This window comes from Streptomyces sp. NPDC001617 (assembly GCF_053596855.1).
The window spans coordinates 14,908-32,310 of sequence record NZ_JBSFHA010000058.1; the positions used below are offsets into that span (position 1 = coordinate 14,908).

Annotated in this window: 19 protein-coding genes; 6 read left to right on the top strand and 13 right to left on the bottom strand. The window is 70.9% G+C overall.

Annotation, left to right across the window (positions count from 1 at the left end; all coding sequences use genetic code 11):
- Positions 1–251: 251 nt before the first annotated feature.
- The 3 genes from dapF to miaA form a co-directional block, all read right to left on the bottom strand.
- Positions 252–1,118, bottom strand: coding sequence for a diaminopimelate epimerase (gene dapF / locus ACWC09_RS34570; RefSeq protein WP_450854885.1), 867 nt, complete (start codon positions 1,116–1,118; stop codon positions 252–254).
- A 115-nt stretch (positions 1,119–1,233) separates the two neighbouring features.
- A complete protein-coding gene (locus ACWC09_RS34575) occupies positions 1,234–1,731 on the bottom strand; it encodes a hypothetical protein (RefSeq protein WP_450854929.1) in 498 nt (165 codons plus the stop codon).
- Positions 1,732–1,839: 108 nt separating this feature from the next.
- A complete protein-coding gene (gene miaA, locus ACWC09_RS34580) occupies positions 1,840–2,778 on the bottom strand; it encodes a tRNA (adenosine(37)-N6)-dimethylallyltransferase MiaA (protein ID WP_450854886.1) in 939 nt (312 codons plus the stop codon).
- A 183-nt stretch (positions 2,779–2,961) separates the two neighbouring features.
- On the opposite strand from miaA, the gene ACWC09_RS34585 reads away from it, so the two are divergent.
- Together ACWC09_RS34585 and ACWC09_RS34590 are read left to right on the top strand one after the other, a co-directional pair.
- Positions 2,962–3,249: a hypothetical protein gene (locus ACWC09_RS34585; protein ID WP_450854887.1), complete on the top strand. Its 288-nt coding sequence runs from the start codon at positions 2,962–2,964 to the stop codon at positions 3,247–3,249.
- A gap of 60 nt (positions 3,250–3,309) precedes the next feature.
- Positions 3,310–3,579, top strand: a complete 270-nt coding sequence (locus tag ACWC09_RS34590; protein WP_450854888.1) for an antitoxin — start codon at positions 3,310–3,312, stop codon at positions 3,577–3,579.
- 92 nt (positions 3,580–3,671) lie between these two features.
- Here ACWC09_RS34590 and ACWC09_RS34595 read toward each other — a convergent pair whose 3' ends face one another.
- The 5 genes from ACWC09_RS34595 to ACWC09_RS34615 all read right to left on the bottom strand — a co-directional run bounded on the left by ACWC09_RS34595 (position 3,672) and on the right by ACWC09_RS34615 (position 8,154).
- Positions 3,672–4,385: a class III extradiol dioxygenase subunit B-like domain-containing protein gene (locus ACWC09_RS34595; RefSeq protein WP_450854889.1), complete on the bottom strand. Its 714-nt coding sequence runs from the start codon at positions 4,383–4,385 to the stop codon at positions 3,672–3,674.
- A 55-nt stretch (positions 4,386–4,440) separates the two neighbouring features.
- A complete protein-coding gene (locus ACWC09_RS34600; protein WP_450854890.1) occupies positions 4,441–4,743 on the bottom strand; it encodes a hypothetical protein in 303 nt (100 codons plus the stop codon).
- 25 nt (positions 4,744–4,768) lie between these two features.
- On the bottom strand, positions 4,769–6,298 hold the full coding sequence (gene miaB, locus ACWC09_RS34605) for a tRNA (N6-isopentenyl adenosine(37)-C2)-methylthiotransferase MiaB (RefSeq protein ID WP_450854891.1): 1,530 nt from the start codon (positions 6,296–6,298) through the stop codon (positions 4,769–4,771).
- Positions 6,299–6,856: 558 nt separating this feature from the next.
- Complete coding sequence (locus ACWC09_RS34610; RefSeq protein ID WP_450854892.1) at positions 6,857–7,843, bottom strand: aldo/keto reductase; 987 nt, start codon at positions 7,841–7,843, stop codon at positions 6,857–6,859.
- Between the two features lie 14 nt (positions 7,844–7,857).
- On the bottom strand, positions 7,858–8,154 hold the full coding sequence (locus ACWC09_RS34615; RefSeq protein WP_450854893.1) for a hypothetical protein: 297 nt from the start codon (positions 8,152–8,154) through the stop codon (positions 7,858–7,860).
- A 113-nt stretch (positions 8,155–8,267) separates the two neighbouring features.
- Here ACWC09_RS34615 and ACWC09_RS34620 point away from each other — a divergent pair, with 113 nt between their 5' ends.
- A complete protein-coding gene (locus ACWC09_RS34620) occupies positions 8,268–8,471 on the top strand; it encodes a hypothetical protein (RefSeq protein WP_450854894.1) in 204 nt (67 codons plus the stop codon).
- 227 nt (positions 8,472–8,698) lie between these two features.
- The gene (locus ACWC09_RS34625; RefSeq protein WP_450854895.1) at positions 8,699–8,917 is read left to right on the top strand and encodes a hypothetical protein; all 219 of its coding nucleotides are present in this window, start codon (positions 8,699–8,701) and stop codon (positions 8,915–8,917) included.
- 15 nt (positions 8,918–8,932) lie between these two features.
- Here the strand turns inward: ACWC09_RS34625 and ACWC09_RS34630 are convergent, their stop codons facing one another.
- Together ACWC09_RS34630 and rutA are read right to left on the bottom strand one after the other, a co-directional pair.
- Positions 8,933–9,343 (bottom strand): plastocyanin/azurin family copper-binding protein, encoded by a 411-nt coding sequence (locus ACWC09_RS34630; RefSeq protein WP_450854896.1) that lies wholly within the window; start codon positions 9,341–9,343, stop codon positions 8,933–8,935.
- 103 nt (positions 9,344–9,446) lie between these two features.
- Positions 9,447–10,523, bottom strand: a complete 1,077-nt coding sequence (rutA, locus tag ACWC09_RS34635; RefSeq protein ID WP_450854897.1) for a pyrimidine utilization protein A — start codon at positions 10,521–10,523, stop codon at positions 9,447–9,449.
- A gap of 166 nt (positions 10,524–10,689) precedes the next feature.
- On the opposite strand from rutA, the gene ACWC09_RS34640 reads away from it, so the two are divergent.
- Positions 10,690–13,590, top strand: coding sequence for a SpoIIE family protein phosphatase (locus tag ACWC09_RS34640; protein ID WP_450854898.1), 2,901 nt, complete (start codon positions 10,690–10,692; stop codon positions 13,588–13,590).
- A 41-nt stretch (positions 13,591–13,631) separates the two neighbouring features.
- Here the strand turns inward: ACWC09_RS34640 and ACWC09_RS34645 are convergent, their stop codons facing one another.
- A complete protein-coding gene (locus ACWC09_RS34645; RefSeq protein ID WP_450854899.1) occupies positions 13,632–14,036 on the bottom strand; it encodes a pyrophosphohydrolase domain-containing protein in 405 nt (134 codons plus the stop codon).
- A gap of 96 nt (positions 14,037–14,132) precedes the next feature.
- Between ACWC09_RS34645 and ACWC09_RS34650 the strand changes: the two genes are divergently transcribed.
- Positions 14,133–15,131: a TAXI family TRAP transporter solute-binding subunit gene (locus tag ACWC09_RS34650; protein ID WP_450854900.1), complete on the top strand. Its 999-nt coding sequence runs from the start codon at positions 14,133–14,135 to the stop codon at positions 15,129–15,131.
- Between the two features lie 63 nt (positions 15,132–15,194).
- On the opposite strand, the gene ACWC09_RS34655 is transcribed toward ACWC09_RS34650, so the two are convergent.
- Positions 15,195–16,595, bottom strand: coding sequence for a sensor histidine kinase (locus tag ACWC09_RS34655; RefSeq protein ID WP_450854901.1), 1,401 nt, complete (start codon positions 16,593–16,595; stop codon positions 15,195–15,197).
- Positions 16,596–16,604: 9 nt separating this feature from the next.
- Positions 16,605–17,291: a response regulator transcription factor gene (locus ACWC09_RS34660; protein ID WP_450854902.1), complete on the bottom strand. Its 687-nt coding sequence runs from the start codon at positions 17,289–17,291 to the stop codon at positions 16,605–16,607.
- Positions 17,292–17,403: the final 112 nt, after the last annotated feature.

Here is a 17,403-nt window from a genome sequence, read left to right on the forward strand (position 1 = left end):
ACACGGCTCAGGGGGTGGCAACGGTCCCCCGTCCGGGCCGGTGCTTGATGCTACCGAGCCCATCACGTGCGTCCGACCGCCTCTCGCCGAGCGTGAAACGGATCACCCATTCGAGCGATGGTTTTGAGGTTTACGATTTCGCGCCAGGTTAATGACGGGCGGCCGTGGTTTCGAACCCCTGCTTGCCACCTCATCAGTTGACGCCTGCACCACCCGGCACAGGCACCTGCGATCCCAAGCCGCCGCCTCGGTCAGCGGGCGAACGTTTCCAGCCACTCGGCGTCGATCTCGCCTTCGGCGACGATCACGGCCGGGCCGGTCATCTCGATCTCGCCGTCGGGCCGCTCGGTGATCACGAGCGTTCCGCCGGGCACGTCGACGGTGTACGTCGCCGGAGTCCCGGTGACGGCCGGGTCGGCATCGTCCCGGCGGGCGGTGGCCACGGCGACCGCGCACGCGCCCGTGCCGCACGAGCGGGTCTCGCCGGAGCCGCGCTCGTGCACGCGCAGGGCGACGTGGGAGGGGCCGCGGTCGACCACGAACTCGACGTTCACGCCGTCCGGGTAGACGGAGGCCGGGCTGAAGGACGGCGGGTCGTACAGGGTGCCGGCGTGCGCGAGGTCGTCCACGAAGGCGACCGCGTGCGGGTTGCCCATGTTCACGTTCTTCGCGGGCCAACTCCGGTCGCCCACGCTGATGGTGACGGTCCCTTCGGGGAGGCGGGCCCTGCCCATGCCGACCGTGATGTCGCCCTCCTTGGCGATGTGCACGGTCTTGACGCCGCCGCGGGTGGCCACCGCGAGGTCGCCCTCGGTGGCGTGGCCGGCGCGCTGGAGGTAGCGCGCGAAGACGCGGACGCCGTTGCCGCACATCTCGGCGATCGAGCCGTCGCCGTTGCGGTAGTCCATGAACCACTCCGCCTCGGACGCCATGTGCCGGGCCTCGGGGTGGGCGGCGGATCGGACCACGTGCAGCAGGCCGTCACCGCCGAGGCCCGCGCGGCGGTCGCAGAGGGCGGCGACGGTGGCCGGGGGGAGATCGAGGGTGTTCTCGGGGTCCGGGATGATCACGAAGTCGTTCTCCGTGCCGTGGCCCTTGAGGAAGGCGATGCGGGTCATTCTTCGATGGTAGGTGACGGTCGTGGCTGGTCCGCTGCGCTGCCGTGGCTGGTCGCGCCCACGCGGCGGCGGCCGCGCATCCGATACGACCTCGCGCCCCGAGAGAACGACAACCTCAGCGAAGCCTCGCCACGCGCCATACCGCCAGTACGACCACCGCGACCACTACAACCACGTACGCCAGGACGACCCGCCAGTCAGGCCGCCGCCCGGAACCCCGCTGGGGCAGCCCAGGCCATGTGTAACCCACCCGGCGCGCAGCCATCATGCCCCAGCCTGCCGCGCAGAAGCAGATCAGGAGGCCCAGCATGGCGATCACCGCGCCGCTGTCGCCGAAGTCGAAGGCGAGCGGGAAGGCGAACATCAGGGAGCCGACCGCGGCCAGAGCGACGATGGGCGCGAGCTGCCAGATGCGCAGCCGGCGCTGCGGGCGCAGCTCGACCTCGACCTCGGGGCCGCCCGGGAACATCTCCTCGGGCTCGGGACCGTCGGCGACCACACCGCCCTCGTCCGGCCCGTCGGGGCTCAGACGGTCGCCGTCCTGCTCCGTTTCACCGCTGTCGGCGGTGAGGGGCTCGGTGCCTTGTGCGGTGTCGCGAGGGCCGGCCTCCATCGCCACGCGCCCTCCCAACTAGGACTCCACTTGGTCGATCGAAGCACGATGATGGCACGGCGCCGGAGGCCCGGAAGGCTGCCGGAGCGTCCCGATGCCATGACGTGATCAGGCTGTGACCGGTCGTTCGACCAACGCCAGTGCGAGCTGCGGAAGTTCTGTGAGATGCGCCGCAGCCCCACTCAACCAGTGCACCCTGGGATCGCGCCTGAACCATGAATCCTGGCGGCGCGCGAAGCGCTTGGTGGCGCGGACGGTCTCGGTCCGCGCCTCCTCCAGCGTGCACTCCCCCGTGAGCGCCGCGATCACCTGCTGGTAGCCCAGCGCACGGGAGGCCGTACGCCCCTCGCGCAGGCCCCGCGCCTCCAGCGCGCGCACCTCGTCGACCAGCCCCGCGTCCCACATCCGGTCGACGCGGCGGGCGATGCGCTCGTCGAGTTCGGGGCGGGCCACGTCGACGCCGATCTGGACGGTGTCGTAGACCGAGTCATGGCCGGGGAGGTTGGCGGTGAAGGGCTTGCCGGTGATCTCGATCACTTCGAGGGCCCGGACGATACGGCGGCCGTTGCTCGGCAGGATCGCCTGGGCCGCCTCGGGGTCGGCGGCGGCCAGACGCGCGTGCAACGCACCGGAGCCGCGCAGCGTGAGCTCCTCCTCCAGACGGGCCCTGACCTCGGGATCCGTGCCGGGGAACTCCAGGTTGTCGACGGCCCCACGGACATACAGGCCGGAGCCGCCTACGAGGATCGGCCAGCGGCCCTCGGCGAGCAGCGCGTCGATCCGCTCCCGGGCGAGTCTCTGGTACTCGGCGACCGAGGCCGTGACCGTGACGTCCCAGATGTCCAGGAGGTGGTGCGGGACGCCGCCGCGTTCCTCGGGCGTCAGCTTGGCGGTGCCGATGTCCATCCCTCGATAGAGCTGCATGGAATCGGCGTTGACCACCTCACCGCCCAGTCGCTGGGCGAGAAAGACGCCCAGATCGGACTTTCCTGCCGCGGTCGGTCCGACGACGGCGATGACTCGGGGGGCGGGGGGTGCGCTGCTCACCGCACCAGTCTCGCAAACCCCGAGCAGTGTCCTCGAACGAGTTACGTGACGGCGCGTGACCGGGGGTCGTTGCCCGTTGCGAGGTTCCGTCGCCGGTTTTCGGGAGGCGGCGACCCGGGCGACGCAAACGGACGCACCGGACGACGCGGGATTTCCCCCGCACGAGTAGCGTATGGAGTGGATATGGGTGTTTTCGCACGACTTCTCCGGAGGTCGAAGGCTACGGAGGAGGCGTCAACCGCCGAGGCTCAGGCCACTGCACCGACGGTCGAACCCGCGGCGGAGGAAGCGGCAGAGGCGAAGGGGCCGGCCGAGGAGCGGGTCGAGGAGCGGGTCGAGAAGCGGAGCGAGGCCGAGGAGACGGCGGCGGAGACCGCCGAGGCCGACTCGGGCGAGGGCGTCGAGATCCCCAAGCAGCAGTCCGCCGGGGAGGCGGCCGACAGCGAGGCCGGCGAGGGCGCCCGCACGTAACCGCGCCGTGCGCGGGTACCCCCGGGAGTGAACCGGACCCGGGCTACAGGAAGGTGGACCATGGGTCTCCTGGACGATTTGAAGGCCAAGCTCTCCCCGGCCAAGGGCAAGGTCTCCGGCCTCGCGCAGCAGCACGGGGACAGGATCTCGCACGGTCTCGACAAGGCCGCGAAGGTCATGGACGAGAAGACCAAGGGCAAGTACAGCGACAGGATCCAGACCGGGACGGGCAGGGCCAAGGGGGCCATGGACCGACTCGCGCACAAGGGCGACGCGGGCACGGACGGCGGGACGGTACCGCCGGACACCCCGACACGGCCGACTCCCTGAACGGCATGGCACACCGGCGGACGGCCGCGGAGCCCTGGAGGCTCCCGGCCGTCCGCCGTTTTCCCCTGGCCGGGACAGGTCGCGCCGCGCTCCTACGACCAGGTCGCGACCAGATACCCCACCCCGTACGGCGCGTCCTCGTACAGCAGCGCGCCGGCGAGGTCCGTGTCCTCGGCCGCGCCCGCCAGGACCTGCCAGGGGGCGCGGCCCGTTGCCTTCAGCTCGTACGCCAGCTCGGCGTCGATCGCCTTGAGGGCCGCGACGTCCGCCGCGCCGAGCGCCCGGGCGACCTCCGCGTCGAAGGGTGCCGCGCGCTCGTCGAGGTAGCCGGGTGCCTTGAGCGTGCGGCAGGCGCTGGCGTCGCCCATCACCAGCAGTGCCACCCGCTCGGCCCGGGCGGCGATGTCCCTTCCGACTTGGATACACCGCTCGGCCGCGAGAGGTTCCCCCACGCCGAGTCCCTCGATCGGGGCATCGGACCACCCGGTCCGCTCCAGCAGCCACGCGGCGACGGCAAGGGAGGGCGGGAGCTCTCGCCCCTCCTCCATGCCCTGCCCTCCGCCCAGGCGTACGTCGACGTCCACACCGAAGCCGCGGAAGGAACCCGGCGTCCCCTCAGGGTGCGTCCCGCGCCCGCTCTGCTCCGCCGGGCCGAGGACCACCAGCAGGTCCGGACGGGCGGCGGCGAGGACGCCGAGCGCGTCCGTGCAGGCGGCACGCGCGGCGTCCAGCTCGGGAGCGGCCCCCGCGGCGACGTCCGGCACGAGGAGGGGTGGGCAGGGGCAGACTGCGGCGGCGACAAGCATGATCGGCAGGGTAACGCCGTACGACCGCCGGACGTCAGTCCGGAGCGTCGGTGGTCTACGGGGTCCCGTCGGGGCCCGACCCGGCGTCACTGTCGTGGATCAGCTCGCCGACGGAGAAACGGGTGTGGAACGTCTCTGTCCGCCCCTCGACGACCATCAGGAAACCGTCCCCGTCGCGGAAGACACGGCTGCGCTGGGGACTGAACGGATGCTGCGGCCGGTACCGCTGCGCGTGGGCCTCCAGCTCACGCAGCGCCTCCTCACGCGTGCCCCGCACCTCGCCCAGGACATCGGCGGCCCAGTGTCTGGCGCTGCCGCCGCCCGTGGTCGTCTCCACGATCAGTCCCCACACCGTCACGGCGCCCTCCCCTGGCCCGCACCGGTCAGTCGCAGCCGCAGCCGCTCCCCGCCGCCACCGGCAGCGGCTCCGGCACCCCGATCTTCGGGAGCCCCAGCATGACACCCGCCGGCTTCGCCGTCTCCGCCTCGTTCCGCTTCTCCCAGGCGTCACCCGCGCGCGTGCGGCGCACATCGAGGACGGTGCCCTCGGCGAGGAGGTGGTGCGGGGCGGCGTAGGTGATCTCGACGGTGACGACGTCGCCGGGGCGAACATCCTGGTCGGGCTTGGTGAAGTGGACCAGGCGGTTGTCGGGGGCGCGGCCGGAGAGGCGGTGGGTGGCGCCGTCCTTGCGGCCCTCGCCCTCGGCGACCATCAGCTCCAGGGTGCGGCCGACCTGCTTCTTGTTCTCGTCCCAGGAGATCTCCTCCTGGAGGGCGACGAGACGCTCGTAGCGCGACTGCACGACCTCCTTGGGGATCTGCCCCTCCATGGTCGCCGCGGGGGTTCCGGGGCGCTTGGAGTACTGGAAGGTGAAGGCGTTCGTGAAGCGGGCCTCGCGGACCACGTGCATGGTCTGTTCGAAGTCCTCCTCGGTCTCGCCCGGGAAGCCCACGATGATGTCGGTCGAGATCGCCGCGTCCGGCATGGCGGCACGCACCTTCTCGATGATCCCGAGGTAACGCTCCTGCCGGTAGGAGCGGCGCATCGCCTTCAGCACCGTGTCCGAGCCGGACTGCAGGGGCATGTGCAGCTGCGGCATCACGTTCGGGGTCTCGGCCATCGCCGCGATCACGTCGTCCGTGAAGTCGCGCGGGTGCGGGGAGGTGAAGCGGACCCGCTCCAGGCCGTCGATCGTGCCGCAGGCGCGCAGCAGCTTGCTGAAGGCCTCGCGGTCGCCGATGTCGGAACCGTACGCGTTGACGTTCTGGCCGAGCAGGGTGATCTCGGAGACTCCCTCGCCGACCAGGGCCTCGATCTCGGCCAGGATGTCGCCGGTGCGGCGGTCCTTCTCCTTGCCGCGCAGGGCCGGGACGATGCAGAAGGTGCACGTGTTGTTGCAGCCGACGGAGATCGACACCCAGGCCGCGTAGGCGCTCTCGCGCCGGGTCGGCAGGGTGGACGGGAACGCCTCCAGCGACTCGGCGATCTCGACCTGCGCCTCTTCCTGGACGCGCGCGCGTTCCAGCAGCACCGGGAGCTTGCCGATGTTGTGCGTGCCGAAGACGACGTCCACCCAGGGCGCCTTCTTCACGATGGTGTCCCGGTCCTTCTGCGCGAGGCAGCCGCCGACCGCGATCTGCATCCCGGGCCGCGAGGCCTTCCTGGGGGCGAGGCGGCCGAGGTTGCCGTACAGGCGGTTGTCGGCGTTCTCCCGGACCGCGCAGGTGTTGAAGACGACGACGTCCGCGTCGCCGTCGGAGCCCTCGGGGGCGCGGACGTAGCCCGCGTCCTCCAGCAGTCCGGACAATCGCTCGGAGTCGTGGACGTTCATCTGGCACCCGTAAGTGCGCACTTCGTAGGTCTTGGGTGACTGAACGTCCACTGCCGGGCTCCGGTCGCTGCTGCTGGTCATGGTTTCAAGAGTAGGTGGTCCTGGGAGACCCGTGCTCAGCGCTTCGGCTGTCCGCGGTTGCACCGGATGTGACCGGACCGGTCCACATGCCGGGACATGCAAGATCATCACGCTTTCCACCAGCGGCACCCACACCTCAGAGGCATCCCGCGCACCTCATCACACACCGCGTCCCTTTCGGCTCGCACAGCTGGGGCTGTTGTCTCCCTTGCACCCGAGTCGTGTTGAGCGGTTCCCATGGGGAGACGGCGACACCGCGGCTCTCTCCCAGCTGGGTCTGGGCGAGGACCAACTCGCCCGGTGCAGGGCGAAGTTGACCGGCGAGCGGGTCGAGCTCGTCTCAGAGCGGACCGAGACCTCGACCGTCTACATCAACCCCGACGGCACCGAGACCGCCGGCGTCACGGACCAGGGCAGCGCGCTGGCAAGGGCCGCGGACCTCAAGCCAAGATCGACTCGAAGAACAACATCTGCATCAGCCAGCACAGCAACAGCCGCCCTGTCCCGCACGCGATGACGGCGGGAGCGGCTCACGCAGGCGGTGCGAACCGCTCCACATCAAGCGGTGGGCATCGGGGCGCGTTCGTCCAGCAGGCCCTCGCCGCGCAGGTCGGACCACAGCTGTGCCGGAATCCGGGCCTCGAACGCGGCGACGTTGCGCCGAACCTCGTCGACGGAGCGCATGCCGACCACGATCCCGGTGACGGCGGGGTGGAGCAGCGGGAACGCCATGGCGGCCTGGGGGACGGTCACGCCGTGCGCCTCGCAGACGTCCGCGATCCGGTTCACCCGGTCCAGCAGCTCCGGCGCGGCAGGGGCGTAGTCGAAGCGGGCTCCCTCGGTGGGCCGGTCGGTGGCCAGCAGGCCGGAGTTGAAGACCGAGGCGGCCAGGACCGAGACCCCGCGCTCGGCGCAGGCGGGCAGCAACTCGTCCAGGGCGCTGTGGTCCAGCAGCGTGTAGCGCCCCGAGAGCATCACCACGTCCGGGTCCGTCTCCCGCACCAGTCGGGCCAGCTTGCCGGGGTGGTACATGCCCGCGCCGATGGCACCGACCACTCCCTGCGAGCGCAGCTCGGCCAGGGCCGGAAAACCCCCGCGCAGGGCAGCCTCGAAGTGCTTCTCGGCGTCGTGCAGGTACAGCACTTCGATCCGGTCGAGGCCCATCCGGGCCAGCGAGTCCTCGACGCTGCGCAGAACGCCCTCGCGGGAGAAGTCCCACACCCGGCGGTGGGTGGCCGGTACGGCGAACGCCTCGTCCATGCGGTCGGCCGGGTCCTGCGGCACGAGCAGCCGGCCGACCTTCGTCGAGAGGACGGACTCCGTCCGCGGTTTGCCCCGCAGCAGCTCGCCGATGCGGCGCTCGGAGTGCCCGATGCCGTAGTGCGGCGAGGTGTCGAAGTAGCGGATCCCGCTGTCCCAGGCCGCCGCCAGGGCCTGTGCGGCGGTGTCGTCGTCGAGCGGGGCGAACAGGCCGCCCAACGGGCCGCCGCCGAAGCCCAGTTCGGTGACCTCGACGGCGGTGCGGCCAAGTCGACGGGTGCGCATGCCGGCCTCCTCCTTCATGACGAGCGCTCACGCTCGTCGACGTCGTCCCGGGTGCGTGACCGGTCCGGCTCGTAGGGGTTCCACCGGTACTGCCGGTCCTCGTTCTTCAGCAGCACGCCCGCCTCGGCCATCCGGTCCAGGACGTCGACGAGCATGTCACCGAGCGGGTAACCGTCCCCCCAGAACATCCTCTTGACCGAGCCGAAGGACGTGCCCTCCGGGAACACCCCCAGGATCTTCCCGAGATCGAAACCCGCCGAGTCGTAGTCGCTCCAGTCGGCCAGAACGTCCCGCAGCGTGTCCGTCGCCATGGCACCCCTTTCTTCTTGGACCGTCATCGTGTCGTGGACCGACCGGTCATGGCAGCCGTCAGGGCTCCGTCTCCGGGACGAGGAGGCACACGAAGGAGGAGACCGACAAGACCTTGCTCGGCAGCCCGACCATGCTGTTGTACGGCGCCCACGCCGCCTTGGAACACCTGCTCCGCCAGGGATCGAGCCGGATCATCGGCATCGGGGCCGTCGGCGGACGTATCCGGCAACGCGGTCGGGTGGTCTTCAACTCGTGCAGGTCCGACGTGGTCGGCTTCACCCGGCCAGGGACCTCGCCGGGCACTCGGTCGCCGTGAACACCTGCAGATCCCGTTCGACCAGATGCCCGCGGCCCTGGTCGGCGGCCGGGTCGACGCCGTCTGGATGGCCGAGCCCGCGCAGACCATCGCCGAGGCACCGGGCGCACCTGTCGTGGCCTCGTCGTTCGAGGAGGCGGACCCGAAGCCGGCCGTGGCGACGTACTTCACCTCGACAAGGCTCGCCCAGCAGAACCCCCGGCCTGGTCAAGCGGTTCACCGCGGCGATGGACAAGTCCCTGGGCTACGCTTCCGCCCACCCCGACGAGGCACGCCAGGCCCTCACCTCGTACACCAAGATCGGTGGTGACGTCCCGAAGAACCTCGCCCCGCCCGGCCGACCGCCGCGGGGGGACATGGCCTCCCTGCGGAAGCTGGCCTCACTGAGCGAGCAGGACGGTCTCCACGGCGGCAGGATGCCCGATCCGGACGCCCTGTTCCCATAGCACCGCAGGTGCGCGTCAGCCGACCTTGATGGTCGTCTTCATGCCGAGCTGTGCATGCGAGTCCACCGGGCAGTAGATCTTGTACGTGCCCTTCTTCAGGGTCACCGTCACGGACGTGTCCTGGCCGCCCTGGATGTTCTTGGTCCGCACGTCCGACACACCGGGACCGTCCAGCTCCAGGGCGTGTGTGGTCGTGCCCTTGTTGTCGGCCGTGAAGGTGTACGTGCCCGGAGTGAAGGAGGACCGGGAGAGCTTCAGCGCGTACTCGGTCTCCGTCACCGTGACCTTCGTACCCGATCCCGCTTTGGCCGCGCCGGTGCTCTCCGAGGCCTTCCCGCCACCGCCGCCCGAGGAGCAGGCAGCAACGAGAAGGGCGGCGGAGAACGCCAGCGCCGTCGATCGGAGTGCGGTTTGCTTCGCGATCACCATATGGCTCATCCCCTTCAGGGCCGCCCGCGAGGCGTCGGGCTTGTCCCCGTCTGTAACGAGAGGCCCTCTATAGGGGATACGGACGCATGGGTCGCGTTGTTCAGGCGGTGACCGTCCTGCGTGTCTCCATCAGCGGCTGGATACGGGTGCCGAAGTTCTCGATGCCCTCCAGGAAGTCGTCGAAGACCAGCATGATCCCCTTGGTGCCGGGCACCGCGGCGATCTCGTCGAGCATCCCGGCGACGGTCTCGTACGAGCCGACGAGCGTGCCCATGTTGAAGTTCACGGCGCCCTCGGGCAGCACGATGGTGCGGGCGGTGGAGGAGTCGTCGGCGCTCGTGTCGGTGGCCGACTCCCCCGCCATGTAGGCGAGAGCGGCATGGTCGGCGCCCTCGTGGTAGTCCTGCCACTTCGCCCGGGCGGCCTCGTCGGTCTCGTCCGCGATGACCATGAAGAGCGACAGCGCCCCGACGTCACGGCCGCTCTCCTCGGCCGCCTCGACGAGGCTCGCGGTGGTGTCCGCGAAGGCGAGCGGGGTGTTCACCCCGCTGCCCAGGATGAAGTTGTAGTCGGCGTGCTCGGCGGCGAACCGAATTCCGGTGCTGCTCTGACCTGCGGCGACGATGTCGATGTGGCCGTTCGCCGGGCGCGGGGACAGCACGCAGTCGTCCATCTCGTAGAACGCGCCCTTGAAGTCACTGACGCCCTCGCGCCACAACTCACGCATCACGGTGACGTACTCGACGGCACGCGCGTACCGGTTGCCGAAGTGCTCGTCGCCGGGCCACAGGCCCATCTGGGCGTACTCACCGGGCGCCCAGCCGGTGACGATGTTGACGCCGAAGCGGCCGGGGGCGATGGAGTCCACGGTGACCGCCATGCGCGCGACGATCGCCGGCGGCAGGGCGAGGATCGGGGTGGAGGCGTACAGCTTGATCCGCTCGGTCACCGCGGCCAGGCCGGCCATCAGCGTGAACGATTCCAGACAGTGGTCCCAGAACTCCGTCTCGCCGCCGAACCCCTTGAGCTTGATCATCGACAGGGCGAAGTCGAGCCCGTGCTCCTCGGCCTTCCGCACCACGGCCTTGTTCAGCTCGAAGCTGGGCAGGTACTGGGGGGAACTCTTCGATATGAGCCAGCCGTTGTTGCCTATGGGGATGAAGACACCGATGTCCATGATCGGAGAGTTGCCCGCGCGGCCGACGCGTACACCGGAAGCCCGGTCAACTCTCCCTGTGTGACGGGCCGTTGACACAGGAGCAGGACACGAGCGGAACAGGAGACGGATGGCCGGAATCCGTGAAACAGGTTTCGAACGAAAACAGGAACGATAAGTTCCCAGCATGAACGCACGGCTCGCTCTCCTCGGCACAGTGGCCCCCGGAGTCACAGAGAGCGAGGTCTTCCGGCTGGCACTGGGACACGCGGTCGGTGAACTCGGCGCGCTGGGCGGGACCATCCATCTGCGCGGCCCGATGTCCGCCCTGCGGCTGGTGTCGTCGGTCGGTCTGCCGCCCGCCCTGACCCGCTCCTGGGAGATCGTCGACCAGGAGGGACCGCTGCCCCCGGCACGCGCCCTCCACGAGGGCAGCGGCCTGTGGACGCCGCTGGACGCCGTCGCGCCCGAGCCGTCGGCGAGTTGGCCCGGCACCGGCCTCGCCGCCCTCCCGGTGTTCGCCCGGAAGCGCAGCATCGGCGCGCTGACCGTCCTGACCGGCGAGCCGGGCGAACCCACCCAGGAGCAGTGGGAGTTCCTCCGGGCCGTCGTCGCCTGGACCGAGGACCGTATCGCCCAGGCCCCGCCGCCGTCCGGACCCGACCGGTCGGAGTTCAACGGCGAGCGGCTGCGCCAGGCCCTCAAGGAGGTCCAGGTCGGCTCCTGGGACTGGGACATCCGCACCGGCGAGCTGATCTGGGACGAGGCGGCGCTGGAGCTGTACGGCACCCGCCCGGCCGACTACACCCGCCGGATCGAGGACTGGATGCGGATCGTCCACCCCGACGACCTGGCGCCGACCCTGGCGGCGGCCCAGCAGGCGATCCTCGACGGCACCGTCTACGAGGCCGAGTACCGGGTACGACGCCTGGACGGCACCTTCGGCTGGACACAGGCCCGCGGCCGGGCGACCTACGACGAGCGGGGCGAGCCCCTGCGGATGATCGGCGTGGGCTGGGAGAGCAACGAGTCGCGCCGGGCGCGGGACGCGCTCAGCCGGGCCCTGAGGCATATGAGCGACGGCTTCCTCGCGGTGGACGACGAGTGGCGGATCACCTTCGCCAACCTGGAGGCGGAACGGCTTCTGGGCTTCTCCGAGGAGCAGTTGTTCGGCCGCCTGCTGTGGGCACTGCCCTCCGCTCGTCGAATACCGGGGCTGAAGGCCCGCTGTCTGCGGGCCGCGGCCGAGGAGAAGCCCGCCGGCTTCGACGTGCATCTGCCGGACTCCGGGCAGCGGTTCCATCTGCGGCTGGTGCCGGGCCCCGACGGACGCACCCTCTACTTCCAGGACGTCACGGAGAAGCGCCGGCTGGCCGAGGAGCGCCAGGCGTCGGAGCGGGCCGCGGCCGAACGGGCCATCCGGATCGCCGAGTTGACCACGGAGCTCGCCAAGGCGTCGACCTCGCAGGACGTGGTGGACGCGGTCGCCCGAAGGGTGCTGCCGCCGTTCGCCGCCACGGGGCTCATGGTCCAGGTCATCGAGGGCGACCGGATGCACCACGTGGGTGCCGCGGGCTATTCCGACGACTTCCTCGACTTCGTCGACGGCCTCCCCAGAGCGCTCAAGGGCCCGGTCTGGGACCCGGCCGAGACCAACACACCGATGTTCCTGTCCTCGCCGCAGGAGTTCGTCGCGCACTACCCCGCGCTGGCCGACCTGCCCGAGCGCTCCGGCAAGCAGTCCTGGGCGTTCCTGCCGCTGGCGGCGTCCGGGCACACCTTCGGCGTGTGCATCGTCTCCTTCGACCGGCCGCGCCGGCTCACCGACGAGGAGCGCGCCCTGCTGACCACGATCAGCGCGCTCGTCGCCCAGTCCCTGGAGCGGGCCCGGCTCTACGACGCCGAGCACACGCGGTCCCGCGAACTCCAGCGCAGTCTGCTCCCCCAGGCGCTGCCGGACCTGCCCGAGTGCACGGCCGCCGCCCGCTATCTTCCGGCCGGGCAGGGCGCGGACGTGGGCGGCGACTGGTACGACATCATCCCGCTCTCCGGCGGCCAGGTCGCGCTCGTCGTCGGTGACGTCATGGGGCACGGCCTGCCGGAGGCGGCCACCATGGGCCGGCTGCGCACCGCCGTGCACACGCTGGCCGACCTGGAACTGCCGCCCGGCGAGATCCTGGGCCACCTCAACGACATCGTCGCCGGGATGAGCGAGGCGTCGTACGCCACCTGTCTGTACGCGCTCTACGACTCGACCACCGGGCGCTGCTCCCTCGCCCGCGCCGGGCACCCGCCGCCCGCCGTGGTGCGCCCCGACGGCACTGTGCACTTCCCGGAGCCGGACGCCGATCCACCGCTGGGCGCGGCCGAGCCGCCCTTCGAGACGGTCGAGCTGGAGGTGCCGGAGGGCAGCCTGCTCGTGCTCTACACCGACGGGCTGGTCGAGTCGGCGAAGCGGGAGATCGACGAGGGCATGGCGGAGCTGGCGCGACTGCTGGGCGCCGCCCACCGGGACGGGACCGCCGCGGACCTGGAGCGGCTGTGCGACACGCTGACGGCCGGTCTGCTGCCCACCGAGCAGCAGGCCGACGACGCCGCCTTCCTCGTCGCCCGGCTGCACGCCCTGCCCGCGGACCGGATGGCCTCCTGGCCACTGCCCGACGCCCCGAAGGCGGCCGGCCTGGCCCGCCGCCACATCCGCGACCAGCTCACCGCCTGGGACCTGGACGACCTGGCCCCCACCACGGAGCTGCTGGCCAGCGAACTCGTCGGCAACGTCGTCCGCCATGCCCGGGGCCCGGTGCGACTTCGCCTGCTGTACGGCGCCGAGCTGGTCTGTGAGGTCTACGACGGCAGCCAGACCATGCCCCGCATCCGCCGCGCCACCGAGACCGACGAGGGCGGCCGCGGTCTGCAACTGATCGCGGCCCTCTCCGGGCGGTGGGGTGCGCGCTACACCCCGACCGGGAAGTGCATCTGGGCCCAGCAGCCGCTGCTCGCCGCGGACGGGGCGGGCGAACAGGCTCCGGACGCGCTGGAGTTGATGTTCCTGAACGCGGCGGGGCCGGACGGGGACTGGGACCTGTAGCCGCGGGCCGATCGGCCAGGGCGAGTGGGCCGTGTGGCCGCTCACGCCCCGTCCGGTATCCACCCCTGCCGTCGCAGCACCGCCGACACGTCCGGCGCCTCGTAGTGCTCCCCCTTGAGGACCTTGCCGTCGGCGCGGCGGACGATGCTGCCGTCGGGGCCCAGCTTGGTCATGTTGGAGCGGTGGATCTCGGCGATGACCGCGTCCAGGTCGATGCCGTGCACGAGGGCCGTGCCGTACGCCACGTAGACGACGTCCGCCAGCTCGTGCGCCAGTCTGTCCAGCGGCCCGCGCACCGAGACCTCGGCGACCTCCGCGGCCTCCTCGGCGAGCAGCTCACCGCGGTGGGCGGCCAGCCGGGGCGAGACCTCGGTCGGCGTGGCACGGGCGTCGAGGCCGAAGGCGAGGTGGAACTGACGGACGAGGTCGGCAGGCGATGAACTCATACGGCGACTCTAGCGATCGCCACTGACAGTCACCCTCGTCCCGCTCGGGTCTGCGGCCCTGGCCAGCATCGCGTTCCGGCTGGCAGGATCGCCCGCATGCCGAGAGTGTTCCGCCGGGTCAGCAGGCGCCGGGCCCTGCAGGGCGCGGCCGCCGGGTTCGTCGTGTTCGGGCTGCTGCTGTGGTGGCTGCTGCCCCTGGGCGAGGCCCCGCCGAGCGGAACGATCACCTTCAGCACCGGGACCAAGGCCGGCGTGTACCAGGACTACGGCCAGCGTCTGCGCAAGGCGTTCCGCCAGGACATGCCGAACCTGACGGTGAAGCTGATGACCAGCGACGGTTCCCAGGAGAACGTCAAGCGGGTGGCGACCGGCGGGGCCGACTTCACCATCGCCGCGGCCGACGCGGTGGACACGTACGCACTCGGCCACCAGCCGGGCGCCGACCGGCTGCGCGGGGTCGCCCGGCTCTACGACGACTATGTGCAGCTGGTCGTCCCGCGCGACTCGGACATCCGGTCCGTCGCGGACCTGCGGGGCAAGCGGGTGGCCATAGGGCCGACCCGCTCGGGTGTGCGGCTGATCGCCGACCGGGTCCTCACGGCGGCCGGCATCGACCCGGAGAAGGACATCACCCCCAGCTCCTACGGCATCGCCGACGGGCCCGAGCGGCTGAAGAAGGGCAAGCTCGACGCGTTCTTCTGGTCCGGCGGGCTGCCCACGGAAGGCCTGCGGAACCTCGCCGAGACCTTCACCTTCCGGTTCGTGCCGATCAGCGCGGCGCTCGTCGCCAAGCTGCACGCGCAGGGCGGCGCCACCCGCTACTACCGGTCCACCAACATGCCGGAATCGGCGTACCCCAGCATCCAGAACGGCCTCGCCGTACCGACGATCGCGGTCGCCAACCTGCTGATGACCCGCAAGGACATGAACCCCCGGCTCACCGAGTGGGTGACCCGCGCCGTGATCAAGAGCCGTGACGAGATCGGCGCGCATGTGCACTCCGCGCAGCTCGTCGACCTGCGCACGGCGATCTACACCGACCCTCTGCCCCTGCACGAGGGTGCCCGGCGCTACTACCTGTCGGTCAAGCCGTAGGGCTGTTGTCGGAGCGCTGGGCGGCGGAGCACGAGGCCGGTCGGCAGGCCGGGGACCCGTCGGCTAGGCCGTCGGCGACCTCGGCACCGACACCGTCACCGTCAGTCCGTGCGGCTCGTGATGGCCGTAGGAGATGGTGCCGCCGCCCGCCGCGAGCAGGGTGCGCGAGATGGACAGGCCGAGGCCGGAGCCCTTGATGTTCTGGTGGCGGCCGCTGCGCCAGAAGCGGTCGCCGACGCGGGCGAGCTCCTCGTCGGTCAGGCCAGGGCCGTTGTCGCTGACGACGACCGTCGAGGTGTCGCCGTCGACCGCGACCGTCACCTCCACGCGCTGTTCCTTCGGCGTGAACTTGACCGCGTTGTCGATCACCGCGTCCAGGGCGCTGGAGAGGGTGACCGGGTCGGCCCAGGCGGTGGTCGGCGGGCAGTCGCCCACCAGCCGTACCCCCTTGGCCTCGGCGGTGGGGGTCCACGCGGCGACGCGCTCCGCGGTCAGCGCGCCGATGTCGGTGACCCGCAGGTCGGCCTCGGTGTGCTCGGCCAGGGCCAGGTCGAGCAGGTCGTCGAGGACCTCGGCGAGGCGCTTGCCCTCGGTGCGGACCGATGCGATCTCCTCGTTGTCCTCCGGCAGTTCGAGCGCGAGCAGTTCGATGCGCAGCAGCAGCGCCGAGAGCGGGTTGCGCAGCTGGTGCGAGGCGTCGGCGACGAAGGCGCGCTGCTGCTCCAGCACGTCCTCGACGTTGTCCGCCATCTCGTTGAACGCCTGGGACAGGCGCCGAAGTTCCGGCGGCCCGCCGGCGGCCGCGACCCGGGACTTCAGACGTCCGCTCGCGATCGCGTGGGCGGTGGTGTCGAGGACGCGTACGGGTCTGAGCACCCACCCCGTCAGCCGGAGCGCGGCGCCGACCGCGAGCAGCATCGCGGCGATCTCACCGAGGCCGACGACCAGCCAGCCGTGCAGGATCCGCGAACGCATCGGCCCGGTCGGCGAGTCGGTGACGACGACCGCGACGACGTCGCCGTCCCGGATCACCGGCGAGGCGACGACGAGACGGTGACGCTGCCAGGGCCACACCTGCTTGGGATCGTGGCTGCGGCGGCTGAGCTTGGCCTCGTCGAACGCGTCGCGCACCTCGCCCGAGCTGGGCAGGAAGAAGGTCGACGGCGCCATGGCCATGGGGATGTCGGTGCGGCAGAACACCCCGGCGCGGATGCCGTAGACACCGTAGTAGCTGGTGAGTTCGCTGCCGAGGGTGTCGAGCCGCTCGTCCGTTGAGGTGGCCGTGGAGCTGCAGGCGTCGGTGACGAACTGGGCGAGGGCCGCGAAGCGCGCGGTGTCGTCGATCCGGTCGACGACCACCTTCTGCTGCTGGGCCGCGGCCACGCTGATGGCGAGCGGGATGCCGAGGGCGAGCAGCACGGCCGCCATCAGGACGATCAGCAGCGGGAGGAGTCGGGTACGCACCCGTGCACGTTACGAGGCCGGGGCGACGAGCCGGTAGCCGACGCCGCGTACGGTCTCGATCAGGGCCGGCATGCGCAGCTTGGCGCGCAGGGACGCGACATGCACCTCCAGGGTGCGTCCGGTCCCCTCCCAACTGGTGCGCCACACCTCGCTGATGATCTGCTCCCGGCGGAAGACGACCCCGGGGCGCTGCGCGAGCAGGGCGAGCAGATCGAACTCCTTGCGGGTCAGTTGGACGACCGAACCGTCCACGCTGACCTGGCGGGTGGGCAGTTCGATGAGCACGGGGCCGAGGCGCAGCGCGCTCTCACCACCGGCGTCGGCGTCCTCGTGGGCGGTACGCCGGCTCACGGCGTGGATCCGGGCGAGCAACTCCCCGGTGTCGTACGGCTTGACCACGTAGTCGTCGGCGCCGAGGTTGAGGCCGTGGATGCGGGAGCGGACGTCGGAGCGGGCGGTGACCATGATGACCGGGGTGCTGGTGCGCTTGCGGATCTTGCCGCACACCTCGTAGCCGTCCTGGTCGGGCAGGCCCAGGTCGAGCAGGACGACACCGAAGCCGGCACCTTCCGGAACGAGTGCCTGGAGGGCTTCCTCGCCGCTACGCGCGTGCGTGACGTCGAAACCGTGCCGTGCCAGAACCGCTGAGAGAGCGGCGGCGACATGGTTGTCGTCCTCGACGAGGAGCAGTCTCATCCGGGCCTCCTTCGGTTCATCGGACGTACGAACAGGATGGGTAAGCAGGATGGGTAGGAACGCCTCCACGCACGCGTGTGCATCAACGCAGTCACGCTGATGGACGAGGACG